The sequence below is a fragment of the Baekduia sp. genome, assembly GCF_035996765.1.
In the GTDB taxonomy this organism is placed as follows: Bacteria; Actinomycetota; Thermoleophilia; order Solirubrobacterales; family Solirubrobacteraceae; genus Baekduia.
In genome coordinates this window covers 38,813-63,659 of the sequence record NZ_DASYJG010000014.1, presented here as the reverse complement: position 1 = coordinate 63,659, position 24,847 = coordinate 38,813, and the positions used below count along the sequence as shown (strand labels likewise).

24 protein-coding genes are annotated in these 24,847 nt (G+C 71.2%); 17 read left to right on the top strand and 7 right to left on the bottom strand.

The genetic code is table 11. The features are described from left to right. Nucleotides 1-231: 231 nt before the first annotated feature. Complete coding sequence (locus VGO10_RS02995) at nt 232-1,800, bottom strand: aldehyde dehydrogenase family protein (RefSeq protein ID WP_327465000.1); 1,569 nt, start codon at nt 1,798-1,800, stop codon at nt 232-234. After that, the gene (locus VGO10_RS02990; protein ID WP_327464998.1) at nt 1,797-3,107 is read right to left on the bottom strand and encodes a replication-associated recombination protein A; all 1,311 of its coding nucleotides are present in this window, start codon (nt 3,105-3,107) and stop codon (nt 1,797-1,799) included. The genes VGO10_RS02995 and VGO10_RS02990 overlap by 4 nt, the downstream gene beginning before the upstream one ends. Nucleotides 3,108-3,170: 63 nt before the next feature. On the opposite strand from VGO10_RS02990, the gene VGO10_RS02985 reads away from it, so the two are divergent. Next, nucleotides 3,171-4,451: a M20/M25/M40 family metallo-hydrolase gene (locus VGO10_RS02985; protein WP_327464996.1), complete on the top strand. Its 1,281-nt coding sequence runs from the start codon at nt 3,171-3,173 to the stop codon at nt 4,449-4,451. Between the two features lie 478 nt (nt 4,452-4,929). Here the strand turns inward: VGO10_RS02985 and VGO10_RS02980 are convergent, their stop codons facing one another. After that, nucleotides 4,930-5,490, bottom strand: coding sequence for a hypothetical protein (locus VGO10_RS02980; protein ID WP_327464994.1), 561 nt, complete (start codon nt 5,488-5,490; stop codon nt 4,930-4,932). 94 nt (nt 5,491-5,584) lie between these two features. Here VGO10_RS02980 and VGO10_RS02975 point away from each other — a divergent pair, with 94 nt between their 5' ends. The 3 genes from VGO10_RS02975 to VGO10_RS02965 all read left to right on the top strand — a co-directional run bounded on the left by VGO10_RS02975 (nt 5,585) and on the right by VGO10_RS02965 (nt 9,306). After that, nucleotides 5,585-6,364 (top strand): hypothetical protein, encoded by a 780-nt coding sequence (locus VGO10_RS02975; protein WP_327464992.1) that lies wholly within the window; start codon nt 5,585-5,587, stop codon nt 6,362-6,364. 47 nt (nt 6,365-6,411) lie between these two features. Continuing rightward, entirely contained in the window at nt 6,412-7,767 is a 1,356-nt protein-coding gene (locus VGO10_RS02970) for a hypothetical protein (protein ID WP_327464990.1), read from the top strand. Between the two features lie 186 nt (nt 7,768-7,953). Next, nucleotides 7,954-9,306 (top strand): carbohydrate-binding domain-containing protein, encoded by a 1,353-nt coding sequence (locus VGO10_RS02965; protein WP_327464988.1) that lies wholly within the window; start codon nt 7,954-7,956, stop codon nt 9,304-9,306. Here the strand turns inward: VGO10_RS02965 and VGO10_RS02960 are convergent. The 3 genes from VGO10_RS02960 to VGO10_RS02950 are packed head-to-tail and all read right to left on the bottom strand — an operon-like array spanning nt 9,300 to nt 11,054. After that, the gene (locus VGO10_RS02960) at nt 9,300-9,929 is read right to left on the bottom strand and encodes a TetR/AcrR family transcriptional regulator (protein ID WP_327464986.1); all 630 of its coding nucleotides are present in this window, start codon (nt 9,927-9,929) and stop codon (nt 9,300-9,302) included. The two genes, VGO10_RS02965 and VGO10_RS02960, sit on opposite strands and share 7 nt — an antisense overlap. Before the next feature lie 10 nt (nt 9,930-9,939). Continuing rightward, a complete protein-coding gene (locus VGO10_RS02955; RefSeq protein WP_327464984.1) occupies nt 9,940-10,515 on the bottom strand; it encodes an NAD(P)H-dependent oxidoreductase in 576 nt (191 codons plus the stop codon). Nucleotides 10,516-10,523: 8 nt separating this feature from the next. Beyond that, the gene (locus VGO10_RS02950) at nt 10,524-11,054 is read right to left on the bottom strand and encodes a YceI family protein (protein ID WP_327464982.1); all 531 of its coding nucleotides are present in this window, start codon (nt 11,052-11,054) and stop codon (nt 10,524-10,526) included. A gap of 182 nt (nt 11,055-11,236) precedes the next feature. Here VGO10_RS02950 and VGO10_RS02945 point away from each other — a divergent pair, with 182 nt between their 5' ends. From VGO10_RS02945 to VGO10_RS02895, 11 genes are all read left to right on the top strand, one after another. Beyond that, entirely contained in the window at nt 11,237-12,862 is a 1,626-nt protein-coding gene (locus VGO10_RS02945; protein WP_327464980.1) for an ATP-dependent metallopeptidase FtsH/Yme1/Tma family protein, read from the top strand. A gap of 38 nt (nt 12,863-12,900) precedes the next feature. Continuing rightward, nucleotides 12,901-13,305: a methylmalonyl-CoA epimerase gene (gene mce / locus VGO10_RS02940; RefSeq protein ID WP_327464978.1), complete on the top strand. Its 405-nt coding sequence runs from the start codon at nt 12,901-12,903 to the stop codon at nt 13,303-13,305. 20 nt (nt 13,306-13,325) lie between these two features. Next, complete coding sequence (locus VGO10_RS02935; RefSeq protein WP_327464976.1) at nt 13,326-13,541, top strand: hypothetical protein; 216 nt, start codon at nt 13,326-13,328, stop codon at nt 13,539-13,541. A gap of 113 nt (nt 13,542-13,654) precedes the next feature. Further along, the gene (locus VGO10_RS02930) at nt 13,655-14,626 is read left to right on the top strand and encodes a glycosyltransferase family 2 protein (RefSeq protein ID WP_327464974.1); all 972 of its coding nucleotides are present in this window, start codon (nt 13,655-13,657) and stop codon (nt 14,624-14,626) included. Further along, complete coding sequence (locus tag VGO10_RS02925; protein WP_327464971.1) at nt 14,623-15,261, top strand: cyclase family protein; 639 nt, start codon at nt 14,623-14,625, stop codon at nt 15,259-15,261. The genes VGO10_RS02930 and VGO10_RS02925 overlap by 4 nt, the downstream gene beginning before the upstream one ends. Next, entirely contained in the window at nt 15,262-15,933 is a 672-nt protein-coding gene (locus tag VGO10_RS02920; RefSeq protein ID WP_327464969.1) for an acylneuraminate cytidylyltransferase family protein, read from the top strand. Then, nucleotides 15,930-16,874, top strand: coding sequence for a phosphoglycerate dehydrogenase (locus tag VGO10_RS02915; RefSeq protein ID WP_327464967.1), 945 nt, complete (start codon nt 15,930-15,932; stop codon nt 16,872-16,874). The genes VGO10_RS02920 and VGO10_RS02915 overlap by 4 nt, the downstream gene beginning before the upstream one ends. Further along, on the top strand, nt 16,871-17,575 hold the full coding sequence (locus tag VGO10_RS02910; protein WP_327464963.1) for an SDR family oxidoreductase: 705 nt from the start codon (nt 16,871-16,873) through the stop codon (nt 17,573-17,575). The genes VGO10_RS02915 and VGO10_RS02910 overlap by 4 nt, the downstream gene beginning before the upstream one ends. 12 nt (nt 17,576-17,587) lie before the next feature. Continuing rightward, nucleotides 17,588-18,856, top strand: a complete 1,269-nt coding sequence (locus VGO10_RS02905) for a hypothetical protein (RefSeq protein ID WP_327464961.1) — start codon at nt 17,588-17,590, stop codon at nt 18,854-18,856. Next, a complete protein-coding gene (locus tag VGO10_RS02900; RefSeq protein WP_327464959.1) occupies nt 18,853-19,998 on the top strand; it encodes a DUF1972 domain-containing protein in 1,146 nt (381 codons plus the stop codon). Before VGO10_RS02905 ends, VGO10_RS02900 begins: the two co-directional genes overlap by 4 nt. Further along, on the top strand, nt 19,995-21,089 hold the full coding sequence (locus tag VGO10_RS02895) for a glycosyltransferase family 4 protein (RefSeq protein WP_327464957.1): 1,095 nt from the start codon (nt 19,995-19,997) through the stop codon (nt 21,087-21,089). The genes VGO10_RS02900 and VGO10_RS02895 overlap by 4 nt, the downstream gene beginning before the upstream one ends. Here the strand turns inward: VGO10_RS02895 and VGO10_RS02890 are convergent. Beyond that, nucleotides 21,086-22,531: a lipopolysaccharide biosynthesis protein gene (locus tag VGO10_RS02890; protein WP_327464955.1), complete on the bottom strand. Its 1,446-nt coding sequence runs from the start codon at nt 22,529-22,531 to the stop codon at nt 21,086-21,088. The genes VGO10_RS02895 and VGO10_RS02890 overlap by 4 nt on opposite strands. 121 nt (nt 22,532-22,652) lie before the next feature. On the opposite strand from VGO10_RS02890, the gene VGO10_RS02885 reads away from it, so the two are divergent. Together VGO10_RS02885 and VGO10_RS02880 are read left to right on the top strand one after the other, a co-directional pair. Continuing rightward, a complete protein-coding gene (locus tag VGO10_RS02885; RefSeq protein ID WP_327464953.1) occupies nt 22,653-23,450 on the top strand; it encodes a hypothetical protein in 798 nt (265 codons plus the stop codon). 3 nt (nt 23,451-23,453) lie between these two features. Next, nucleotides 23,454-24,830: an O-antigen ligase family protein gene (locus VGO10_RS02880; RefSeq protein WP_327464951.1), complete on the top strand. Its 1,377-nt coding sequence runs from the start codon at nt 23,454-23,456 to the stop codon at nt 24,828-24,830. Nucleotides 24,831-24,847 lie beyond the last annotated feature (17 nt).

Below are 24,847 nucleotides of genomic sequence, written 5' to 3'. Positions count from 1 at the left end.
TCTTGGCCAGTAGTCGTCGCTTTCCCGGTGCAAAGCGATGCACTTTCTGGCAGACGGCGTTCCTGCCAATCCGGCAAGTCTAGGTTCCGCCTCCTCGAGTCCGAGCGGCGGGAGGCGCCGGTCAAGGGGGCGAGCACCGTTGTCGTGGCGAACGTGAGGCAGGACGCGTTCGTCGCCACGGCCCTCGCACGGACCCTAGCGGCGTTTCCGGCGTGCGGGTCGGAAACGCCGCTACCTCCGTCGCAGTGACTTCATCGTGCGTGCCACCACGGTGAGCGCGGGTGCCGCCCCTTCGCGGAGCCCGCGCTCACGGTCGGCATCGCGCGTCGAGCGCAGGCGTGCCACCGCCCGCACGGTGCGCGCCAGCGCGCGGTCATACGGAAACCACCAGAACGCCTTGCCGCGCGGCGGGTCCCAGGTGACGACCTTCGGCTCGGCGCAGGTGCGCAGCGCGATCGCGCCACGAGCGCGCCCGATGCCCGAGCCGTGCACGCCGCCCCAGGGCAGCTGCGGCGCGCTGCGGGCGACGTGGTGGTCGTTCATCCACACCATGCCGACGCGGAGCTGCTGGGCGATGCGCTCACCCTTATAGCGATCAGCGGTCCACACTGATGCTCCCAGGCCGAGGGTGCTGTCGTTCGCGGCGGCGATCGCGTCCTCCTCGCGGTCGACCACGGTGACGGCGACCACGGGGCCGGGCGCCTCCTCGCGTGCCAGCCGCGCGCCGGCCGGCACGCCGGCCAGGACGGCCGGAGCGCAGAAGGCGCCGCTGAACCCGGCCACGTCCACCGGCCCACCGCAGTGCAGCGTCGCGCCCTGGGCGACGGCGTCGTCGAGCAGCTCGACCACGCGCCCCAGCCGCTCGCCGCCGACCAGCGGGCCGATCTCGGTCTCGGGATCGCTCGGATCGCCCACGCGCAGCGCCCGCGCCCGCGCGATCAAGCCCGCGAGCAGCTCGTCGGCGACCTCGCGCAGCACGTAGACGCGCTCGATCGAGCCGCCGGACTGCCCCGCGTTGGCAAACGCGCCCCAGGCGATGCCCTCCACGGCGCGGGCGATGTTGGCGTCGGCGCAGACGATTGCCGCGTCGGTCCCGCCCAGCTCGGCGACGACGCGCTTGACCCCGCGCGCGCACTCCTCCAGCACCTTGGCGCCCGCCAGCGCCGAGCCGGTGAAGCGCACCTGCGCGACCGGTGCCTCCACCAATGCCCCGCCCGTCGCCGCATGGCCTTGAACGACCTGCAGCAGCCCGGGCGGCAGCCCGGCGCGCGCGAAGACGCGCGCGACGCGCGCGCCGCTGAGCGCCGCGTGCGGCGACGGCTTGAGCACGACGCCGTTGCCGGCCATCAGCGCGACGGCGACGTCGCCCAGCGGCGTGGCGAACGGCTCGGCGGCAGGACCGAGGACGGCGACGACGCCGAGCGGCTCATAGCTCCAGCGCGCGCGGGTCAGCGGATGCAACACGCGCGACAGCGCGGCGCGCTCGCCCGACAGGATCCGCGGACCGGCCTCGCCGAGCCACTGCAGCGTCTCGATCGCCGGCAGCAGCTCACCGATCTCGACCTCCGTGCGTGGCCGCCCCTGCTCACGGCAGATCAGCTCGACCAGCTCATCGGCTTCGTCGATGACGGCCTGCGCAGCACGCGCCATGTAGCGCGCACGATCGCTGAGTCGCAGCTGCGCCCACAGCCCTTGCACCGCGCGCGCCTCGGCGACGGCGGTCAGGACGTCGTGCTGTGACGCCATGGCGACCGTCCCGAGCGCCTCGCCGGTCGCGGGCGCCACGGAGCTCAGCGTCATCCGTCCAGCCCCCGCGCCCGCCGGATCGCCGCGACCCGTTCGGCGAACGGCGCCTCCTGGCCGTCGGGCTCGTAGAAGCGGACGCCCTCCAGGCCGGGCGGCAGAACCTGCTGGGGCGAGACGTGGCCCGGGCGGTCGTGGGGATAGTCGTAGCCCTCGTCGGCCAGCGGACCGGAGCGCAGGTAGGCGGGCGGTGCCTGCGCACCGTGCTCGCGCACGTGGGCGCGCGCCGCGCCGAGCGCCTTGTAGGAGGCGTTGGACTTGGGCGCGAGGGCGAGGTACACGGCGCACTGGGCCAGCGCGTGGGCGCCCTCGGGCAACCCCACCAACTCGATCGCCGCGGCGGTGGAGGTCGCGACCATCAGCGCCCGCGGGTCGGCGTTGCCGATGTCCTCGGAGGCGAAGATCACCATGCGCCGGACGATGAACCGCGGGTCCTCGCCGCCCTCCAACATGATGGCCAAGTAGTAGAGCGAGGCATCGACGTCGCTCGCGCGCGTCGACTTGATCCACGAGGAGATCAGGTCGTAGTGCTGGTCGCCGGCGCGGTCGTAGCGGACCGCCTTGCGCTGCAGCGCGCTCTCGGCGCCGGCCAGGGCGACGGTACCGGACCCATCCGCCCCCGCCGTCTCGGCCGCCAACTCCAGCGCGCCGAGCGCGCTGCGCGCATCGCCGCCGCTGCGCTGGGCCAGGAACGCCACGGCCTCGTCGTCGATCGTCACGTCGCCCAGCTCACCGCGCTCGATCGCGCGGCGCAGCAGCGTCTCGACGTGCTCGGCGGTCAGCGATCGCAGCTCCAACACCTGGGAGCGCGAGAGCAGCGCGCCGTTGACCGAGAAGTAGGGGTTCTCGGTCGTCGCGCCGATCAGCGTCACCAAGCCCTCTTCGACCGCGGGCAACAGCGCGTCCTGCTGGGCCTTGTTGAAGCGGTGGATCTCGTCGAGGAAGAGGACGGTCGAGCGGTCGCCGCGGCGGCGCTCGCGTGCACGCGCGATGACCTGCGTGACCTCGGCCTTGCCGGCCTGGACCGCGCTGAGCTCCTCGAAGGCCGCATCAGCGCTGGTGGCGACGATCCGCGCCAGCGTCGTCTTGCCGGTGCCGGGTGGCCCGTGCAAGATCATCGAGAACGGGCGGCCGTGCTCGATCGCCACGCGCAGCGACGAGCCCTCGCCGAGGACATGTTCTTGGCCGACGAGCTCGGCCAGGGTGCGCGGGCGCATGCGCGCCGGCAGCGGGGCGTTCGGATCTGACGCGGACCCGCCCGCCCCATGCTCGGCGTCGCCGAAGGAGAACAACTGATCGGACACTGCCGCCAGGATCGCAGCCGGCGCGGCCGGTGGGCTGACCGCGGAGCGTTACTGTCTTGCGCCATGGCCCTCGAGGACCGCGCCGTCGAGCTGCTGCGCCAGCTCATCCGTCACCGCACGGTCAACCCGCCGGGCGATGAACGGGCGCTGCAGGAGGAGCTTGCGGTCCTCTTTCGCGACGCCGGCTTCGAGGTCGAGCTGCGCGGTCGCACGCCGGAGCGCCCGAACCTCGTGGCGCGCCTGCGCGGCGCCGCCGACGGGCCGGTGCTCGGGCTGCTGTCGCATGTCGACACGGTCCTGGCCGATCCGGCCGAGTGGCAGCGCGACCCGTGGTCGGGCGACCTGGTCGACGGCGAGGTCTGGGGTCGCGGCGCACAGGACATGAAGTCCCAGACCGCCGCGGAGGTCGCCGCGGCACTTGACCTGGCCGAGTCCGGCTGGCGGCCGGCCCACGGCGACCTGCTGGTGATCGTGGTCGTCGACGAGGAGAACGGCGGCGGCGAGGGCGCGATCTGGCTGACCGAGCACCACCCCGAGCTCGTGCGCTGCGACTTCCTGCTCAACGAGGGCGGGGGCACCGTCATCCCGCACGGCGACGAGCGCCTCTACGGCGTGTGCACGGCCGAGAAGGGCGTCTTCAGATTCTCGCTGACCACGCGCGGGCGGGCCGGCCACGCCTCGATGCCCAACGTCTCCGACAACGCGCTGCCCAAGCTCGCGCCGCTGCTCGCCGCGCTGGCCGACCGCCGGCCCGAGCCCGACATGACCGAGGCGCCGCAGGCGCTGCTGGCTGCCCTCGACCTGCCCGACCTCGACGCGCTGCGCGCCGCCAACCCGGCGCTGGCGGCCTTCTTTGAGCCGATGGCGTCGGTGACGTTCGCGCCGACGATCATCAGCGCGGGGAGCAAGATCAACGTCATCCCCAGCAGCGCGACGCTGACCGTCGACTGCCGCGTCCCGCCCGGGCACACGCGCGAGACCGCGGCGCTGCGGCTCCGGGAGGTGATCGGCCACGAGGACGGCTACGAGGTCACCTGGCTCGAGGAGGTCGTCGGCAACGGCTCGCCGGTGCAGTCGGCGCTGATGGACGCGATCACCCACTTCCTCGCGGCCGAGGATTCGGACGCGCGGATCGTGCCGACGATGCTCCCGGCCTACACCGACTCACGCGCGTTCCGCGACGCCTTCCCGGAGTGCGTGGCCTACGGCTTCTTCCCCCAGCGGGAGATGACCCTTGGCGAGATGTGGCCGCTGGTTCACGGCAAGGACGAGCGGATCAAGGCGGCCGATGTCGGCTTCGCCGCGCGGGCCTACAAGGCCATTGCCATGGAACTCCTCGGATAAGCGCGCCGCTCGACGCGCCGTCGGTCATCTGTCCAGGCTGGGCGCGATGAGGGTGCATCGGGGCGGGTGCCCGCCGATGGGAGTTGCAGCGGCGAGCCGGGTTTGGCCGCCGTCCTCGCTCCAGTCTCGCCATGCTCCCCGCCCTTGCCCCAGGGCGTCGCTTGCCGGTGCGCGCCGCGCTTCTCGCGTCGGCGACGCTGGCCGCGCTCGCCCCCTCCGCGTCGGCCGACGTCTCCGTCCCGGGCGCCCGGCTCTCGGGGATCAGCAGCCCCGACGCGATCGTGTCCGATCGCGCGGCGGGGGGCGAGCGGGTCTTGCGACTGCGCTCCACGCGGACGCCGAGTGCGACCGTGACGCTCGATCGACCCGCGTCCGCGATCACCGTGCAAGTGCGCGGCACCGCCTGCGGCGGCTCCCCGTCGTTGCGGCTCGTGGTGGACGGGGCGAAGTCCACGGTGCGGTCGGTGTCGGACGGTGGCTACACGACGCTGACGATCCCGCGAGCGCTCGCGGCCGGGCGCCATCGCATCGGTGTCGCGCTCGCGTCGGCGTCGAAGAGCAAGCGCTGCCGTCGGGCCGTGATGGTCGACACGATCAGGGTGAAGGTCGACGCCACCTCGCCGAAGCTCGCCCAGACCGCCGCTGTGGGCGTTGGCCTGCAGGATGTGGTGAACGTCCTCGACGTCCCGATCGCGCCGGCCGCCGCGCCGCCCGTGCCAGCTCCCTTCCTGCCGCCGCCGAGCTCGGCGGCGCCGCCGGCCGCCGCCACGCCGTCGCCGAGCTCAACGGTGCCGCCGTCCACGACCGTGCCGCCGTCCACGACCGTGCCGCCGTCCACGACCGTGCCGCCGTCCACGACCGTGCCGCCGTCCACGACCGTGCCACCGTCCACGACCGTGCCACCGTCCACGACCGTGCCACCGAGCACGACGGAGCCGCCGTCGACCACCGAGCCGCCGTCGACCACCGAGCCACCGTCCACAACCGAGCCACCGTCCACAACCGAGCCACCCTCCACGACCGAGCCGCCGACCACCACGCCTCCTCCTCCTCCTCCTCCGCCGCCACCGGTCGAGACGGGCCCGCGTCTGCACTGGGCCCCGCCCGCGCTGACCGCGCCGACGACGCTCGTCGTGCCGCAGGGCGATAAGTCCTACACGTTGGACACGACCAAGGACTACATCATCGATCTCGGCGCCGTCACCCACAACGGGACGGTCAGGATCACCGGCGGCCACAACGTCGTGATGATCGGCGGACGCATCGCCCTGTCGCAGGTCTCGCCGACCCCGCTCGCGTTGGGCATCAAGAACAGCACCGGCACCGTCCACGTCGAGGGCGTCGAGTTCGACGGCACCAGCGGCCGCGAGATGGACGCGATCCAGATCATGGCGCCGGATGCCGTCGTGCAGGTCGAGAACGTGCGCGCCAACGGCCTGCTCGGCACCTATGACACCAACCACAGCGACGTGATCCAGCCGTGGGGCGGGGTCCGCGCGCTGCGCGTCGACCGCCTCACCGCCGACTCCAACTACCAGGGCATCTTCACGCGGCCCGATCAGGGCGCGATCGGCTCGGTCGACCTCCGCCACGTCGACCTGACCTTCAACAACAGCCAAGCGACCTCGTCGGGCGGCTACCTGCTGTGGATGACGACCGACTGCGACATGGCGCCGACGACGCTCTCGGACGTCTACATCCAGCCGCGCGCGGGGAAGTCCGTTGGCACCGCAGTGTGGCCGGCGACCAACGACGCGAACTGCCCCGCGAAGCTCGCCGGGTCCCAGGTCACCTGGCCGAGCCTCCCGGTCACTGGGGCGGTCACCGGCGGCGCGCCGGCCGACGGTGCGTTCGTGCCGGAGGGCCTCGCCGGTCCCGGCTACGTCTCTCCAGGTTACGAATCGGTGACCTAGTCGGTGGCGGACTTGCCTCAAGACGCCTGACCGATGACACTGCGCCGGTGCGCATCGTCCGCTTTGGGGGGCCCGTCGCTGCCCTTGTGCTGGCCCTCGGCGTGGGTTCGTCGCTCGCGGATCCGGCCCCGGATCGCATCGTCGGGTCCGCGCCGGCCTCCGCCTTTGCGGGCAACCACCACGTCAAGGTCGTCCGTTTGGTCGCTCGGGCCGACCGGTTGGCCGTGCGCATCCGGTTGCGCTGCGGCAAAGGCACGACGGCGCTGCTGACGCTCGACCGGCGCACGGTCGTCCGCCGTCGCATCGCCACGCGCCGCCTCCGAGAGATCACGGTGGCCTTCGTCACGCCAGCGGGACGTCATCGCGTCGCGCTGACCTCTCGCGGTGGTACGAGCGCTCGCTGCCGCCGGCCGTTGGGGACCGGCGCGGTGCGGTTCCTGGCCCGGGACGGCGCCGGCCCGGTCAGCGGCCAGAACCCTTCGACGGGCGCCGGGCCCGGGGCCGGCGAGGTCACGGGGGCGGCGCCCGCTGGCCCAACCACCACGATGCCCGCGAGCACGCCGCCCGCCGTGTCCGCGCGACCCAAGCTGACCTGGGCGCCGCCGACGCTGTCCTCACCCACGACGATCACCGTGGCCCAAGGCGACCAGCGCATCAGCCTCGACACGACCAAGGACTACATCATCAAGCTGGGCTCCGCGACGCATGCCGGAGGCCTTGGCCTCAGCGGTGGCCGCAACGTCGTCGTGATCGGTGGCCGGATCGCCCCGCCCGCCGGTTCGGGCCTGGCCGTCGGGCTGGGCATCAGCAATGCCACGGGCACGGTCCACGTCGAGGGCGTGTCGTTCGACGGCGCGTCCGGACGCGAGTTCGATGCCATCCAGATCAACGCGCCGAAGGCCACGGTGCAGCTCGAGAACATCCGCGCCACCGGCTTGCGCGGCAGCTATGACACCAACCACACGGACGTCGTTCAGCCATGGGGCGGTGTGGCCCGGCTGCGCATCGATCGCCTCACGGCGACCACTAACTACCAGGGCATCTTCAACCAGCCCGACCAGGGTCCGATCGGCCCGGTCGACCTGCGCCACGTCGACCTCGCCTACGACAACGTCGGCGCGAAGACCGGCGGGTACCTGCTCTGGTTGAGCAACGGGTGTTCCACTGCCACCACGGCGCTGACCGAGGTGTACGTCAAGGGCCGGCCGGGGTCGAGCCTCGGCTCGACCGTCTGGCCGCCGACGGGCCAGGCGACCAACTGCCCGGCCGTCGTGTCGGGCACCACCGCCGGCTGGCCGTCCCTACCGATCACGGGCGTCGCGCGCTGGGGTGCGCCGGCGGGTGGGTCGTTCGTGCTGCCGGCCGATGCCGGCACGGCCTACCGCTCGCCGGGCTATAGCTGAGCCGGGCCACGACTTCAGCCATTTGTCCAAGTGACCAGCATCAATCCCGGTCGGGCGCAAGAGACCGTCGATAGGACGTGTGACCGCCGGAGGGCTTCCTCCCGGTCAAGGTCCCACGTGGACCGAACGCCCCTGCCGCCAGCGCACCGCCCCGGTTGCGCTCTCCCCACACCCGAGGAATCCCGAATGCCGTCCCCGCGTCTCCGCGGGCTGCCCACGCCTGGGCGCCTGCGCCCGGCCATCGTCGCCGCCCTTGCCGCCCTGCTCATGATCCCGGCTGCCGCCTCGGCCGACGTCACGGTGACCACCACGCCCGGCGAGTCGTTCACCTCGTCGGCCACCTACATCCGCGCCGTCGCAGATGGGGCGGCCGAGGGCGGCAAGACGCTGGCGATGTACACGGCCGGGACCGCGCAGGCGACGGTCACGCCCTCGTCGCCCACCAGCTCGATCGCGGTCCTCCTACGCGGCACGGAGTGCGACGGCGCCCCGACGCTGCAGGTGACCGTCGACGGCGTGAAGACCGTGACCTTCACGGTCGCCGCGACCAAGTACTCCAACTACACCGTTGCCAAGAGCCTGTCCGCCGGCTCGCACACGATCGCGCTCGCGCTGACCAACGACCACAGCAGCGCGTCGTGCGACCGCAACGTCTACGTCGACACCGTGCGCACGCTCAGCCCATCCGTGAGCGGTCCGGTGACGGCGGTCGCCGTCTCCTCGAAGCTCCGCTGGCCCGCGCCGGCGCTCACGGCGCCGACGACGATCGCTGTCGCCCAAGGGGACCAGACCTACACCCTCGACAAGACCAAGGACTACGTGCTGAACCTCGGCACCACGACCCACCAGGGCAACGTCACGATCAGCGGTGGGCGCAACGTGGTCATGAAGGGTGGGGCGATCGCCTTGCCAGCGACCTCGACGAAGAGCACCGCGCTCAACATCGTGGGCAGCGTCGGGATCGTGCAGGTCGAAGGCGTCCTGTTCAACGGGGCCACCCACGAGATGGATGCGATCCAGATCAACGCGCCCGCGGCGATCGTGCAGGTGGAGAATGTGCGCGCGGTCGGCCTGCTCGGCTCCTTTGACACCAACCACACCGACGTGATCCAGCCGTGGGGCGGCGTGAAGGACCTGCGCGTCGACCACCTGACCGCGGACTCGAACTACCAGGGCATCTACACACGTCCTGACCAGGGCGGGATCGGGTCCGTCGAGTTGCAGAACGTCGACCTCACGTTCAACGCTGCCGACGCGACGTCCTCGGGCGGCTACCTGCTCTGGATGACCAACGGCTGCGCGATGGCGCCAACCACGCTCTCCAACCTCTACCTCACGCCGCGCCTGGGGACGAGCCTCGGGTCGGCGGTCTGGCCGGCCACCAACGACGCGTCCTGCCCGTCGAAGCTCACGGGCAACACGGTCAGCTTCCCCAAGCTGCCGGTCACCGGTGGCGTCATCGGCGGCGCGCCGCCGGCCGGCGCGTTCGTCCCGGCGGGCAAGGCGGGCACCGCCTACGCCTCCCCCGGCTATCAGTGAGCGCCGGCGGCGCCCGCCAGCACCGCGTCGCACAGCGCGTGCCAGCCGGCGCAGATCTCGTCCACGGACATCCCGCGCGCGTCGCGCTGGTAGAGGAACGGCTGGGCGCTCAGCGGCCCGAGTAGCGCGTCGACGAGGTACTCGTGGTGCTCGGTCTCGCCCAGCGCCTGACGCAGGAGCAGCGAGACGTGGGTGCGGTAGAAGGCGTAGACCGGGTGGCCGTAGCGCTTGCCACCGGCCAGCAGCTCACCCGCCTGGATGTAGACCGCGTGGCTGTCGAGGAACGTCAGAACCCCCTCGCCGAAGGCATGCAGGCGCTCGGCGGGCGGGGCGCCCGGGCCTAGCGGCGCGGCGCCGCGGATCAGCTCGTCCTGGAAGGCCTGCTCGGGCTCGGAGATCAGCGCGCGCAGCAGCGAGGAGCGGTCGCCGAAGCGGCGGTAGAGCGTGCCCTTGCCGACGCCGGCCTCGGCGGCGACGTCGTCCATCGACATGCAGTCGATGCCGACGCGGTCGATCAGGCGTGCGGTCGCGCAGAGGATGCGCTCGCGGTTGCGCCGTGCGTCGGCGCGCTCCCGATCTGCCGGTGCTGGGCCCGACATCGGAAGCTCGAAGGGTGGCGCCACATAGAGCACCTTAAACCGCCTGGGAGTCCCGGGCTCCCACTCTTGCGGCCAGGACGCCGAGCAACTCCTCCAGCGCGGTGCGCAGATCGGGCTCGATCAGGTGGCCGTCGTCGCCGAACGCGCCGTGGGCCTGGCCGACCGGCAACTCGCCGTCGAGCACGTCGGCGCCGATGATGCCGAGGATCTTCTTGGTCTCCGCCTGGGCCCAGACCGCGCCGAAGAGGCCGGTGGAGGCGCCGAGCACCGCGGTGGGCTTGCCCTTCAGCGCGCTGTCGGGGAAGGGGCGCGAGGCCCAGTCCAGCGCGTTCTTGAGCACGCCGGGGATCGAGCCGTTGAACTCGGGGGTGGAGATCAGGATGCCGTCGGCCTCGGCGATCGCCTCACGCAGACGCGCGACGGCCTCAATCGGATCCCGCCCACCCTCGACGTCGAGATCGGCGTCGTATGGAGGCAGGTCCCGGAGGCCGTCGTAGACCTCCAGCTCCACCCCGGACGGCAGCGAGAGCGCCGCCGCCCGGAGGAGGGCCGTGTTGTGGGACCCGCTTCGGAGGCTTCCGGAGAGGCCGAGGATCCGGATCGCAGACATGTGGCTCCTTACGCCTGCTTGACGAGCTGCAGGTCGACGGTGAGGGTGACCTCCCAGGCCAGCGAGTCGTTGCCGTTGGGGAGGGCGTTCTGCCAGGTGAGGCCGAACTCGCGGCGGTCGACGGTCGTCGACAGCTCGAACGCGATGCGGTCGTTGCCGAAGGGGTCGGGGCCGGCGGCGATGTTGCCCTTGGCGACGACGGGCTTGGTGACGCCACGGATCGTGAGCTCGCCGGCGACCTCGCCGGTCCCGTCCTCGTTGACCGTGATGTCGGTCGAGCGGAACGTGACCGTCGGGGTGACCTCGGCGTTGAAGAAGTCCTCGGCGAGGAGATGGCCCTTGAAGTTGGGCTCGTCGATCGTGACCGACGCGACGTCGGCAGAGCCGGTGAGGACGCCGTCGGCGTAAGCCGCGTCGTACTTCTCGAAGGAGCTGCGGAACGTGGCCAGGCCGTTGTACTTGACGCCGAAGCCGATGGAGCTGTGGACGGGATCGAGGCCGTAGGTGCCGGCGGGGATCTCGGTGATCGTGGTGCTCATGGGGAGGTTCTCCTGAGGGTAAGATGTGGACTGTGGTCCGCTTATGGAGGACACTATAGCGGACTCCGGTCCGCTTTTGTCAAGTCGGTGTCCGACCGTCAAGGGTTTGGCGCTTGCGGCCGATGGAAGAGGACGTGTCTGCGTCTGCCTCTTCGTCTTCCCCTGCCCCGACGATCGCGAAGGTGACCAAGGGCGCGAACGAGCCGAACCTCAACACGCTCAAGGGCACCACGACCGCGATCCCCAAGCAGTCGTTCTCCGAGAAGCTCCAGCAGTTCGGCACCGACTGGCAGGGCTTCGGCTCGCTGGTCTTCATCGTGATCATCGCCGTGGTCATGTGGCGTCTCTTGAAGACGATGCCCAAGACCAAGCCGGTCGAGATCAAGCCCGACGCCAACGTAGAGGTCGCCTGGTCCGACATCGCCGGCGTCGACGAGGCCAAGATGGAGCTCCAGGAGGTCGTCGACTTCCTGAAGGACCCCGAGCGCTTCGTCAAGGTCGGCGCGCGCGTGCCCGCCGGCGTCCTGCTGCACGGTCCGCCCGGCACCGGCAAGACGCTGCTGGCCAAGGCCGTGGCCCACGAGTCCGGCGCGACCTTCTACGCGCAGTCGGCGTCCTCGTTCGTCGAGATGTTCGCCGGCCTCGGCGCCGCCCGCATCCGCCGTCTGTTCCGCGAGGCGGGCAAGCACGAGCCGGCCATCATCTTCATCGACGAGCTCGACGCCGTCGGCGCCAAGCGCGGCAGCGACAACAACTCCGAGCGCGAGCAGACCCTCAACCAGCTGTTGGTCGAGATGGACGGCTTCTCGTCCTCGGGCCGCGTCGTCGTCATGGCCGCCTCCAACCTGCTCGAGAAGCTCGACCCGGCACTGCTGCGCCCCGGCCGCTTTGACCGTCAGGTCTTCGTCTCGCCGCCCGACGTCGAGGGCCGCCGGCGCATCCTCGCCGTCCACACCGCCAACAAGCCGCTGGCCGCCGACGTCGACCTGCAGAAGGTCGCCCAGCAGACCAGCGGCCTGTCGGGCGCCGAGCTGGCCAACCTCTGCAACGAGGCCGCGATCTTCGCCGCGCGCCGCGGCGTGGAGGCCGTCGGCCGCGAGGACTTCGACGACGCCCTGGAGCGGGTCGTCGCCGGCGTGCAGTCCAACACCACGCTCAACGAGCACGAGCGCCGCGTCGTCGCCTACCACGAGGCCGGCCATGCGCTGACGCGCGAGCTGCTCGAGACGACCGAGCGCACGCACAAGATCTCGATCGTTCCCCGTGGCAACGCGCTCGGCTTCGTCCTCAACCTGCCCGACGAGGACAGCTACCTCAAGACGCGCGAAGAGCTCATCGACCAGATCACGGTCCTGCTCGGCGGGCGCGTCGCCGAGGAGATCGTCTTCGGCGCGGTGACCACCGGTGCGGCCAACGACCTGCACCGCGTCGCCGAGATCACGCACGCGATGGTCCACGAGTACTCGATGGGCACCTCGACGGCCGGCGTCCGCGCCGTCACCGACCACAACATCGTCTCCGACCTCACCCGCCGCATCCGCGACGAGGAGCAGCAGGAGCTGGCCTTCGAGGCCCAGCGCGCCGCCTACGACCTCATCACGTCACACCGGCCGAAGCTCGAGGAGCTCGCCAACGCGCTGCTCGAGCGCGAGACGCTGGATCGCGACGAGATCGACACGATCATGGCCGGCATCCCACCGGTCAACCGCCGTCGCCCCTACGCGGTCCCGGCGCCGCCGGCGCGTCCGCACATCGCCGCGGTCACGCCGCTGCCCCATCCGGGCGGCGAAGACGACAACGTGGCGTAGCGCCACCGACCGTTCGCTTCCCACTAATGTCGCGCGCCATGTTCGCGCGCATCGACCACGTGGGCGTCGCCGTCGAGGATCTCGACGCCGCCATCGCCCTCTATGAGAAGACGTATGAGATGGAGCTCGTCCACCGCGAGACGGTGACCGAGCAGGGCGTCGAGGCCGTGCTGCTGGACGTCGGCGAGAACCACGTGGAGTTGCTGGCGGCGCTCGGGCCCGACACGCCCGTCGGGAAGTTCCTGGCCAAGAAGGGCCCGGGAATCCACCATGTCGCCTACCAGGTGACCGACATCGACGCGACGTTGGCGGCGCTGAAGGCAGCCGGGACCAGGCTCATCGACGAGACGCCGCGGGTCGGCATCCGCGGCTCGCGGGTCGCCTTCCTGCACCCGGCGGCCAGCGGCGGGGTGCTGACGGAGATCGTCGAGCCGGCGCACTGAGGGCAAGTAGGATCGCCGGCATGGCTCAGCGCATCTCGATCGGCTTCCACGCCAGCCCCCCATTGGCGACCCGCGTCAGCGACCAGGAGCTAGAACGGCTTCATGGTGCCCTCGGCACCGAGGGCTGGCATGACGTCGAGGCCGAAGATGGATCGATTCGTCTTAACCTTAAGCACGTCCTGTGGCTGCGGGTCGAGAAGGACGAGCAGCGGGTGGGGTTCGGGATCGGGAGTTAGACCCGACACGCGCGACCTGTCCATTCGGGCAGGCGGTGTTGCTGCACGGCGGGAAAGCCGTAACCTCCCGCATTCGGGCCGGCCACTGATGGACTGTCGCGCTCAATACCTCTATGGCCTGCACCGTCTCGCTCATCGTGCGCTGCTTCAACGAGGAAGCGCATATCGGACGTCTTCTGACAGGTGCGCTGCGGCAAACGCGACCGCCCGAGGAGATCATCGTCGTCGACTCCGGGTCGACCGACGCCACGCTCGCGATCGCCTCGCAGTTCGGCGTCAAGGTCGTCCACATCCGGCCCGGCAGCTTCTCCTTCGGCGGCTCGCTCAACCGTGGCATCGAGGTGGCTCAGGGCGACATATGCGTCTTCGCCAGCGCGCACGTCTACCCGGTCTACGACACCTGGCTGGAGCACCTCGTGGCGCCGCTGGAGGAGGACGAGACGGTCGCCCTCTCCTACGGGCGTCAGGTGATCCCCGCCCACGGGCAGTTCTCCGAGGGCCGCCTGCTCGAGCAGTGGTTTCCCGCCACGTCGAATCCCCGCCAGCGGGACCCCTTCTGCAACAACGCCAACTCGGCGATCCGGCGGGCGGTCTGGCGCGATCTTCCGTTCGACGAGGACTTGACGGGCCTCGAAGACCTTGACTGGGCCAAGCGCGTGCTGGAGCAAGGCAATGTCCTGGCCTACTGCGCCGAGGCGCCGATCGTGCACGTCCACGACGAGGTGTTCGGCCAGATCGTCAACCGCTACCGCCGCGAGGCGATCGCCCACAAGACGATCTACGACGAGCAGGAGATGTCGGCGCTCCACGCGATCCGGCTCGCGCTCCAGAACGTCGTCCTCGACGCGCTGGCCGCCCGGCGCGAGGGCCGGCTGGCGGCCGAGGCCCGCGGGATCGTCCGGTTCCGGCTGGGGCAGTTCTACGGCGCCTACCGCGGCTTCCGCCAGCACGGCCCCGTCTCCCAGCTGCTGCGCTGGCGTTTCTACTACCCGCCGAAGTCCGGCGCCGTCCCGCCGTCTGAGGAGCAGGCCGTCCCGGGCAACATCATCAACTACGACGAGCTGCCCAGCGAGGATCGCGCGTGAGCGCCTTCATCGACATCTCGGTGCCGCTGGCGCCCGGCATGGTCGCCTGGCCGGGCAGCCCGAACGTCGAGGCGCCGTACTTCCTGGCGATGGCCGACGGCGACCCTGCCAACGCGACGCGGCTGTCGCTCGACGTCCACTGCGGCACGCACGTCGACGCGCCGCTGCACCAGATCGACGGCGCCGCGCCGATGGCGTCCATGGCGCTAGACGACCTCTGCGGTCCGGCGGTCGTCGCCGAGATCGGCGACGCCAGGCGCATCGGGCCCGCCGAGCTCGCCGCAGCGGTGCCTGACGGCGCGACCCGGATCCTCCTGAAGACCTCCAACTCGCGCGGCGGCGTCGCGGACGACGCCTTCGACGAGGACTACGCGGCGATCACCGCGGACGGGGCGCAGTGGCTGGTCGATCGCGGCGTGCGCCTCGTCGGTATCGACTACCTGTCGATTCAGCGCTACGACGATGACGCCACAACGCACAAGATCCTGCTCCAGGCGCCTGTCATCATCCTCGAAGGGCTGGCGCTCGCGCACGTCGATCCGGGGCCGTATGAGCTTCTGTGCCTGCCCATCGCCGTTCCCGCGCTCGAGGCCGCGCCGGCCCGGGCCGTCTTGAGACCTCTGGAGATCTCCTAGGTGCACATCGCCGCGTTCGTTCCCATGCGCCACAGCAGTGAACGCGTCAAGGGGAAGAACTACCGATCGCTCGGCGGTCGCCCGCTGTTTCACCACATCGTCGAGACGCTGCTGGCGGTCGACGAGATCGACGAGGTCGTGATCGACACCGACAGCGACGTCATCGCGTCCGACACCGCGGAGGCGTTCCCGGCCGTGCGCGTCCTGGAGCGCCCCGAGCACCTGCGGTCGGGCGACACGCCGATGAACGACGTCCTGCTCAACGCGATCGCGTCGGTGCCCGCCGACCTCTATCTCCAGACCCACAGCACCAACCCGCTGCTGACGGCGGCGACGGTACGAGACGGCATCCGCCAACTGCGCGACGCCGGCGACGCCCACGACTCGCTGTTCACGGTGACGCCGCTGCACACGCGGCTGTGGACGCCCGCGGGCGAGGCGATCAACCACGACCCCGCTGTCCTGCTGCGCACGCAGGACCTGCCGCCGGTCATGGAGGAGAACTCCTGCATGTACCTGTTCGACGCCGACACGCTGCGCCGGCGCGGCAACCGCATCGGCGAGCGGCCGATCCTCAAGCCGATTTCCGGCGCCGAGGCGTGGGACATCGACGACGAGCTCGACTGGGCCGTCGTGGAGGCGCTGTACGCGGCTCGGGGGACGCACCCGTGAGCACCGCACGCGTCCTCGTGACCTGCAAGCAGATGCAGAACGTCTTCGAGACCTTCCGGCCGCGCTTCGAGGCCGCCCAGGTCGAGGCGATCCTGCCGACGGTCGAGCGCCAGCAGCTCTCCGAGGACGAGCTGATCGCGCTGATCGCAGACGTCGACGGCATCATCGCCGGCGACGATCCGCTCACCGCGCGGGTGCTCGAGCACGCGGGGCGCATGAAGACGATCGCCAAATGGGGCGTCGGGACCGACGCCATCGACTTCGACGCGGCCGCGGCGCAGGGCATCACCGTCACCAACACGCCGGGGGTCTTCGGCGAGGACGTCGCCGACGCGGCGCTCGGCTACCTGCTGTCGCTGACGCGCCACATCGCACGCATCCACATGGCGGTCGTGGCGGGCGACTGGCTGAAGATCGAGGGGACCCGGCTGGCGGGCAAGACGGCGGGCGTGTACGGGTTCGGGTCGATCGGCAAGGCGACGGCGCGGCGGCTGGTGGCGTTCGGGTGCGACACCCTCGCCTACGACGCCTTCCCCGCCGCGCTGGAGGGCGCCGCCGAACTGGGCGTCGCCGGCGTCGGGCTCGATGAGCTGCTGGAGCGCTCGGAGGTGCTCGTGCTCTGCGCGCCGCTGACGCCCGACACCCACCACGTCATCGACGCCGCGGCGCTCGCCAAGCTGCCCGACGGTGCGCTGTTCGTCAACGTCTCGCGCGGGCAGCTGGTCGATGAGCCGGCGCTCGTCGCGGCGCTGCGCAGCGGCAGGGTCGCGGCGGCGGCGCTCGATGTCTTCGAGGACGAGCCGCTGGCGCCAGACAACCCGTTGCGCGACTTCGAGCAGTGCGTGTTCGGCTCCCACAACGGATCCAACACGGCTGAAGGCGTGCTCCAGTGCAGCGCGCAGGCGGTCGACAACCTCTTCCGGGAGCTGGGCCTGCCGTGAGCCGCGTCGCCGTGGTCACCGGTGCGGCCGGCGGGGTGGGCTCGGCCACCTGCGACGTCCTCGAGGCCCAGGGCTGGTCGGTGATCGCCGTCGACCGGCGGCCCGTCGACCGCGAGGGAGCGCTGCAGGTCGATCTCGCCGACGCCCCGTACGTGATGGAGGTGCTGCGTCGCTGCGAGCGCGTCGACGCCCTCGTCAACAACGCGGCGCTGCAGCTCTTCAAGCCGCTGGAGGACACGACGCTCGCCGAGTGGGACGCCGTGCATCACGTCAACCTGCGAGGGGCGTTCGCCTGTCTGAAGGCGTGCCGCGACCAGCTGATCGAGGCCGGCGGCGCCGTGGTGAACGTCGCGTCGGTGCACGCCACCGCGACGTCGCACTCCATCAGCGCCTACGCCGCCTCCAAGGGTGGCCTGCTCGCCTTCACCCGCGCGGCCGCGCTGGAGCTGGCGCCCCACGGCGTGCGCGTCAACGCGGTCGTCCCCGGCGCGGTCGACACCCCGGCGCTGCGCGACGGCTTCGCGCGGCGCGAGAACGCCGAGGCGTCGCTGATCGCCTCGACGCCGCTGCAGCGCATCGGCCGGCCGGAGGAGATCGCCGAGTCGATCGCCTTCCTGGCCGACAACGGACGCTCGGGGTTCATCACCGGTCAGTCCTTGACCATCGACGGCGGCGCCCTCGCGGCGCTGAGCACCGAGTAGAGGCACGTGGCGATGTCCTCGGGCACCAAGGAACGCGGGCTCAAGGCGGCGTACGGGCGGCGGCGCTCGCCGCTGGTCAACAAGGTCAAGACGCGCGTCACCTGGGGGCTGCAGCAGCGTGCGCTGGGCAAGGCGGAGGGCCAGCGCTTCGACTACCTGGAGGTCGTCCCGCCGGTCGGCGACGACCCGACCGCGCTGGCCGATGTCTCGGCGCGCATCAACTGGTATCTGTCGGACCGGGGCGTCCCGGTCTTCATGGAGGGCGCGTCGGGCAGGACGATCGCTCCGGAGCAGGCGCCGTACCTCGACCCCGAGCTCGTGCGCGATCCCGGCTGGGCGGCGACCCGGCCCGCGGGCCGCCCGCTGCGGCTCGTCCACCGCTACACGCCGAAGCTGGTGGCCGAATACCTGCGCGCGCCGGCCTCGACCCGGGTCATCGACCCCAACTTCGCGCTGGTCGACGAGATCGCGTACTTCCACCTGGCGCAGGATCTCGCCGGCGAGGACGGTTTGCCCGACGCCGCGACCTCGTCTGCCCGCCTGCTGGCGCGCGCCAAGCCCGGTGGCTCGGCGTTCGTCCTGGCCACGGGGCCATCTGCGTCGATGGTCGACCCGGAGGCCGTCGACACCGACCTGCGCGTGACCTGCAACTCCGCGGTGCGCGACCACGAGCTGCTCGAGAAGCTCAAGCCCGACGTCATCGCGTTCAGCGACCGCGTCTTTCACTTTGGCCCCAGCCGCTACGCCGCGGCGTTCCGCCGCGACCTGCGCCACGCCTACGAGGCCACCGACGCGCTGATCGTGACCTCGCGGCTGTGGGCGCGACCCCTGCTCGCGCACATGCCCGAGCTGGCGCCGCGGGTCGTGGCGATCGACCATCGCCAGGACGTCGGCTGGCGCTGGCCGACGGAGAATGACGTCAGGGTCAAGAGTACCGGCAACGTGCTGACCAATCTGATGCTGCCGGTAGCTTTCGCGCTGGCCGACCGCGTCGAGATCGCCGGCTGCGACGGCCGCAACCCCGATGAGAACTACTTCTGGAAGCACAACGCCAAGACGCAGTACGCCGACGACCTGATGCAGGCCGCGTTCGAGGCGCACCCCGCGTTCTTCGCCGACCGCGACTACGGCGACTACTACGACGAGCACGTCGTGCAGCTCGAGGAGCTGCTGGCGACCGGCGAGCGCGCTCAGAAGACGAGCACCGGGGTCACGCCGAGCCACATCCCGGCGCTGCTGACGCGCGGCGCGCCACGGTTCGAGAAGGCGACCTCCGGATGAACGCACCGCCGACGGGGCGCAAGCTCTGCATCCTGGGTAGTCGCGGCTTCCCGAGCACCTACGGCGGCTACGAGACGCTGGTCCGCTACCTCGCGCGGCACATGGTGCACGAGGGCCATGAGGTCACCGTGTACTGCCGCACCCGCGACGAGGGCCGGCGGTCCTGGATCACCGAGGACGTGCGGTGCATCGCCACGCACGGCCGCGACTCGAAGTCGCTGTCGACCCTCAGCTACGGGTTGACCTCCACCGTCGACGCGGTCTTCCGCCGCTACGACGCCGTGCTGGTGCTGAACATCGCCAACGGGTTCTGGCTTCCGCTGCTGCGCGCATCACGGACCCCGTTCGCCATCAACACCGATGGCGTCGAGTGGGAGCGCGGCAAGTGGAGCCCGCTGGGCCGCGCGACGTTCAAGGCCGGCGCGCGCATGACGGCGCGGTGCGCGCCGGCGCTGATCTGCGACTCGGTCGCCATCGGCGACGTCTGGCAGCGCGAGTTCGGCCGCACGTCGACCTTCATCCCCTACGGGGCGCCCGTCCACGAGGACGTCCCGACCGACCGGATCGACGCGCTCGACCTCGACCCTGAGTCCTACCTGCTCGCGGTTGCCCGGCTCGTGCCCGAGAACAACGTGGAGCTCACCCTCGACGCCATCGAGCGGATGGGCGGGCGCGGGCCGCGGCCGGTGATCGTCGGCAGCGCGAACTTCGACTCGCCGATCGAGCACCGTCTCAAGGCGCTGGAGGCCGAGGACAAGGTGATGTGGTTGGGGCATGTCGACGATCAGGAGCTGCTGCGCCAGCTCTGGGCGCATGCCGGCGTCTACGTACACGGGCACTCCGTCGGCGGGACCAACCCCGCGCTGCTCCAGGCGCTTGGCGCCGGGGCGCCGACGCTGGCGCTCGACACGGTCTTCAACAGCGAGGTCCTGCCGATCGCCGAGCAGCGCTACCGGCACGACATCGACTCCCTGGTCGATCGGATCGAGCACGTGATGTCCTCCTCCGCGGTCCGCGCCGAGATGCGCGACCGCGGCCGGCAGATCGTCCGCGAGCGGTACGCGTGGGACGACGTCTGCCGTCGCTACACCGAGCTCCTGCTGTCGCTGGCCGACCGCGAGACCGGCGCCGTCGCGGTGTGAAGGCCGAGATCCTGTGCAGCAGCCGGGAGCTCTTTGGCGCCGACCGGTCGGCGTTGCGGCTGGCGGGTGTCCTCGCCGACGTTGGCGCCGACGTCACGCTCGTCGTGCCCGAGCAGCGGCCTGACCTGGGGCTCGACGACGAGGCGCGGCGGCGCGGTGTCGCGGTGGATGTGCGTCCGGTGGCGATCGCCTCCAGCCGCGGCGTCGAGGCGCCGCGGGCGCTGGTGCAGCGATGCCGTCCCACCCACCCCGCGCCGGACTTGACCATCCACAACACGACGGCGGTCCTCGGGGCAGGGCGCGGCAGCGGACGGAAGGTGATGATGGTCCGCGAGTGGCTGGAGCCCTCGTCGCCCAAGCACCGCGGGCTCGTCGCGGTGCATCGCCTCGGCCTCTCGGCGGTGGTCGGCATCTCCGGCGACGTGCTGACCCAATGGCGCGCCTGCGTGCGCGGGCCGCGGGTGCAGGCGCTGGTGCCCAACTGGCTGGAGGACGAGAAGGTCCCGGCCGCGCCGAACGTCGAGGAGGCGTCGCGGGAGGGCATCCTCTTTCTCGGGCGGTTCAACGACTGGAAGGGCCAGGACGTCCTGGCCGACGCCTACGAGCAGGCGTTTGCGGGCGCCGACGCGACATCCCGGCCGTCGCTGACCTTCGTCGGCGCCCAGCCCGGCACGGTCTTCGCCGATGCCGCCGAGCGCTTGGAGGCCCGCGGCCGCAACGGCGGCTGGACGGTGCTGCCGTTCGCCGACGATCCGACGCCCCACCTCGAGCGTGCAGCGCTGCTGGTCGTCCCCTCGCTGCACCCGGAGCCGTTCGGCATGGTGATCCTCGAGGCGCTTGCCCGCGGTTGCCGCGTCCTCGCGTTCCCGGGCGGCGGGGCGTCGGATCTCGCGGGGCCGTTTGGGGCGGCGCTGACGACCGTGCCGAGGACCACCGCCGATCTGGCCGCCGCGCTGCGCCGCTGGGCCGACGACGGAGCGACATCCCAGCAAGCCGAGACATGGTCGGGCACCCTCGCGACGCTGCGTACCGAGTACTCGCCGGCGGCGGCGGCCCGGCGCTGGACCCGGCTGCTGGACGAGTTGGGCTAGCCGGCCGCCTCTTCGGCGGGCGCTCTGCCGTCTCGCCGTCGCATCATCAAGCCTCCCGCGACGGCCGCTCCGGCCATCACGATCCCTCCCCGGACAGCGAGCCCGGCGACGCCCTCATCGGGCGTGAGCAGGGCGAACGCGGCGTAGACGACCACGATGGCGGCAAGCCCGGTGATGGCCCGGCGCCACTCGAGCCCGACCGGGCTGCCGAGCACGACCGCGTACAGGGTCGTGCCGAGCAGGAGCAGGAGGTAGCCGGCCGCCGAGGCGATCGCGGCAGCACGCAGCCCGTGGTCGGGGACCAGCCAGTAGATGAGCCCGAGGTTCAGCGCGGCGCTCGACGCCGTCGTGACCCAGACGAACGACGTCCTGCCCATCACGAGGCTCAGGCTGTTCATCGGGATGTAGTAGGCGCCGAGGAACGCGTAACCGAGCACGAGCCACGGCACCAACGAGGCCGCCCCGGAGAAGCTGGCGGGCGCGATCACGGTCACGAGCGGCGGCAGCAGCACGGCGCAGATCAGGCACAACGACGCCGCGATGATGAGCTGCGTCGTGGCGACGGTCGCGATGCCCTTGCGCTCGTCCGCGCTGTGGGCGGCGCGCGCGTACATCGGCATCAAGCCCTGGTTGAGCGACTGGACGGCGATCATCGCCGGCAGCGACAGGTTCGCCGTGAGGCTGTAGATGCCGACGGCGCTGGCGCTCACCAGGCCGATCAGCGCCGCGCGGTCGGCGAGCTGGAGCGCCCAGTGCGACAAGAAGTGCGGCATCAGCGGGACGCCGATCTTCAGGGCCGATCGCAGGTGCGGCCAGTCCATCGGATGGGGCCGGTGGAAGGGGATGATCAGCGCTGCCACGACCGCGGAGATGGCGTTTGCCGTGACGGCCGCGAGCAGCCAGCCTTCGATGCCGAGGTCCAGCACGATGACCGCCGTCACGGTCAGCCCGGTCGTCAGGATCGCCGAGATGACCGTCAGGGTGATGAAGTCCTTGAGCCGCTGCTCGGCGCGCAGCACCGTGAGCGGCACGGTCGTCGAGATCACCAGTGCGCCTGCCGACCACACGCCGAGAGCCATGTCCACCGGTTCGAGCCGGTTGTGCTGCAGCAGCAGGAAGGCCGCGCCGGTGAACACGAGGCATCCGGCGACGGCGGTGACGCAGGTGAGCACCCAGGCCGACCAGACCAGGTTCGCCTGCGCGTAGGAGTCGCCCTGCAGCCCGAAGTAGGTGCGAAACAGCGCCGAGTCGAGCCCGAGAGCGAGCAGGATCACGATCGCGGTGCTGATCGAGAGGATGACGGACAGGTCGCCGTACTCGGCCGGGGTGAGGGCCCGCGTGTAGAGCGGCAGCAGCAGCAGGCCGAGCGCACGCTGGGAGGCTCCGGCGAGCGCGTAGACCGCGCCGCTGACCAGCGCACGCTGCGCACGGGGCTCAGCCAAAGTCGGCTTCCGTCGTGCCGTGCAAGCGGCCAGCGTACCGGACCCTCGTTTCTCTCCTTCTTCCGGAGTACATGCACGACCTGCCACACTTCGCGGGCTCGCGAGAACGACTTGAGGCGGTGTGGATTTGCAGGCCGGTTGGCGTTACCTGGCGATCATCTGGAGGCGCAAGTGGATCGTCGTGCCGCTCGTCGTCATCCCGACGGCGGCAGCCTTCTTCCTGTCGCACAAGCAGGAGCGCATGTACCAGGGAACCGCCGAGGTGCTGCTCCAGCGCCAGAACCTGGCGAACGCGCTCACGAACCTGCCCGATCCCTCGACCGGGAGCACCGATGCGATCCGGCTGCTCGAGACGCAGGCCAGCGTGGCCCGTTCCATCAACGTCGCCAAGTTGGTCGTCGCTGCCGATCCGGACGTCGGCGTGAGCGCCGACGAGGTGCTGGCGCGGTCGAAGGTCGCCGCCGAGCGCAACGCCGACCTGTTGGAGTTCAGCGTCGAGAACCCGGATCCGGCGAAGGCGGTGCGGCTCAGCAACCTGTATGCGAAGGCCTTCACCGTCTATCGCGGGCAGCTCGACACGCGCGCGGTGCAGACGGCCATCCGGTCGGTCAACAAGAAGCTGGAGGGCTTGCGCTCCGAGTCCAGCACGTTGCACGACTCGCTGGAGGAGAAGAAGGAGCAGCTCGACACGTTGCAGGCGCTGCAGACGTCGAACGCGACCGTGGTCAACCCGGCGCGCGCTGCGGTCAAGACGGCGCCGAGGACCAAGCGCAACGTCGCGGCGGGCTTCGTGCTCGGCTGCGTCCTGGCCCTGTTGATCGCGCTCGCGCTCGAGTCGCGGCCCCCGCGGGCCCGGCCCGCCGAGCCGCTGCCTGACGAGCAGAGGCCCCACCGCTCGCACACCGAGCAGCTCGTCTGATCCGTGACGGAAGACCGCACCAGCCAGAGCGACTGGCTCGTGCTGGGCATGGCGGCGAGCTGCATCGTCATCGTCCGCGCGCCGCTGCTGGTCGGGCACACCCAGCCGCTCAAGCTCCTGATGCTCCTGTTGCTGTGGGCGGCCACGGCAGCGGCGGCGCAGGGCGAGCGGCGGTTCGCGCCGCCGCGTGAGGGAGCGCTGGCCCTCGGGCTGCTGTACGCCGGCTCCGTCGGCCTCGAGGTGATCCGCGGGAGCAAGGCGGGCGTCTACGGGTCGGCCATCAACGCCTATCAGCTCGCGGTGCTGTTCCTGGGCCTCGTGGTCTTCGCCTACATGGCGATCAACCGAGCGTCGAGCGAGGTGCAGCGCGAACGGCGGTTGATCGCGCTGGCCTTGGCGCCGGGGGTCTACGTCACGCTCAACGTGCTGCTCTGGGCGGCCGGCATCTCCTCGCCGGCCGCAGACGCGCCGGGCGGCGGCAGCGTCGCCCTCGGCGATCCGTCCTCGACGCTGGCCGCCGTCGGGATCCACGTCGGCCGGGTCGAGTTCCCGATGGCCAACTCGATCAACCTGTTCGGCGTCGCGGCCGCGGGCGGGTTTGCGGCGATCGGCGTCATGCTCGTGCGCCGCTCGCCGCACGTGCCGCGGCGCCTGGCGTTGCTGCTCGCTGCCGGCTGTCTCGCGGGACTGCTGCTGGGTGACTCGCGCGGCTCGCTGCTCATCGCCATCGCCGTGGTCCTGTGGTTCGTCTTCAGCGCACGCATCCGGGCCGCCTCGGGCGTGGCGGTGCTCGTTCCCGTCCTGCCGCTGCTGCTGCTCACCGTCCTCGGGCTGGTGGCAGGGACCGCGTTCGACACGTCCCTGTCGCGCAGCGGCAGCGGGGATCTCGCCACCGGCACCAACCGCCTGTACATCTGGCAGGGCGCGTGGGACGTGATCAAGCATCCGGCCGTCGACGCCGTGTGGGGCTGGGGCGCAGGGGGGCAGATCACGTCGGGTGCGTCGCTGAACTACGCCTACCTCTTCACCGGGGTGGCAGACCCGACGACGATGCCCGCCCACAGCCTGGTGCTGCAGACGCTGTTGGACGGCGGCTACATCGGCCTGCTGATCCTCTTGGCGGTGCTGGCGTCCTCGATCACGAGCCTTGCGCGAATCACCCGCGCCCGCCCGCGGTCCGGAAGCGGGCCGCTGCTGGCGTCGGTGGTGACGATCGTGCTGGCGGGCACGACGGAGGTCGCGCCCACCTACTACGCCCAGGAGGCCTTCATCACGATGCTTCTGGCGGTCGGCGCGGCGGCGGCCGTTGCCGTTCGCATCCCCGCGCCCGCGGCCGCTCGGGTGCCGGTGGTCAGCGCGTCGCCTTCCGCGACCGCGTGACGTCCGACATCGGTCCA

Excerpts from the sequence above, each read along its gene's own strand:
- VGO10_RS02995 (WP_327465000.1), bottom strand. The coding sequence starts at position 1,800 with ATGACGCTGAGCTCCGTGGCGCCCGCGACCGGCGAGGCGCTCGGGACG.
- VGO10_RS02985 (WP_327464996.1), top strand. The coding sequence starts at position 3,171 with ATGGCCCTCGAGGACCGCGCCGTCGAGCTGCTGCGCCAGCTCATCCGT.
- VGO10_RS02965 (WP_327464988.1), top strand. The coding sequence starts at position 7,954 with ATGCCGTCCCCGCGTCTCCGCGGGCTGCCCACGCCTGGGCGCCTGCGC.
- VGO10_RS02955 (WP_327464984.1), bottom strand. The coding sequence starts at position 10,515 with ATGTCTGCGATCCGGATCCTCGGCCTCTCCGGAAGCCTCCGAAGCGGG.
- VGO10_RS02950 (WP_327464982.1), bottom strand. The coding sequence starts at position 11,054 with ATGAGCACCACGATCACCGAGATCCCCGCCGGCACCTACGGCCTCGAT.
- mce (WP_327464978.1), top strand. The coding sequence starts at position 12,901 with ATGTTCGCGCGCATCGACCACGTGGGCGTCGCCGTCGAGGATCTCGAC.
- VGO10_RS02935 (WP_327464976.1), top strand. The coding sequence starts at position 13,326 with ATGGCTCAGCGCATCTCGATCGGCTTCCACGCCAGCCCCCCATTGGCG.
- VGO10_RS02930 (WP_327464974.1), top strand. The coding sequence starts at position 13,655 with ATGGCCTGCACCGTCTCGCTCATCGTGCGCTGCTTCAACGAGGAAGCG.
- VGO10_RS02905 (WP_327464961.1), top strand. The coding sequence starts at position 17,588 with ATGTCCTCGGGCACCAAGGAACGCGGGCTCAAGGCGGCGTACGGGCGG.
- VGO10_RS02900 (WP_327464959.1), top strand. The coding sequence starts at position 18,853 with ATGAACGCACCGCCGACGGGGCGCAAGCTCTGCATCCTGGGTAGTCGC.